The sequence below is a fragment of the Roseburia sp. 1XD42-69 genome (assembly GCF_003612565.1).
Lineage (GTDB): Bacteria > Bacillota > Clostridia > Lachnospirales > Lachnospiraceae > Roseburia_B.
Genome location: NZ_RAZG01000272.1, coordinates 1 through 563, shown reverse-complemented (window position 1 = coordinate 563; position 563 = coordinate 1). Strand labels below are relative to the sequence as shown.

The following is a 563-nucleotide window of genomic DNA, read 5'->3' as shown; positions in this document are numbered from 1 at the left end:
TGGATATCCTCAAAGGTCATGCCGAAAGTATTCTTTAATTTATCTGCAAGCCCTGAAACGTCTATGCTGTCCCCGTTGATCTTAAGCATGTCAAGTTCAGACAGCTTATCTATGACAGTCTGCAATCCCTCGCTGTCACTGGCATTAAAATCCAGTAATTCCAGACTTCCCATGCCTTTGATATCTTCTAAGATATGGTAGATTTCATATCCGTTATACCCAAGGTCTGAAAGTATAGATTCCACACCCTGTAAGGATAGGATGGATTTCTCCCCGTCTTTTGCGGCTATGGATATCCCGTTTAAAGTTTCTTCCAGTTCTTCCATGTCATAAGAACGGAAATCCCCAAACATGCCTAAAGCATTGGTACATGCGGCAACTTCATCGGCGGTCATCCCAATCGCTTCCCCGATGGCTTCAAATTCATCCGGCTTTAGGTCGAACTTATAAGAACCGTCTGAAAGTTTTTCAATGGAAGAATCTAATCCGTCAAGGACATCCTTCTTTTCATACAATTTGTCCAGAAATTCCAGACCATTTGTCGCATCCTCACCAAAGACATT

1 protein-coding gene is annotated in these 563 nt (G+C 42.5%); it reads right to left on the bottom strand.

Annotation, left to right across the window (positions count from 1 at the left end; all coding sequences use genetic code 11):
• Window positions 1-563, bottom strand: a 563-nt coding sequence (locus D7Y06_RS26385; protein WP_158591517.1) for a hypothetical protein, incomplete at both ends; no start/stop codon positions are given.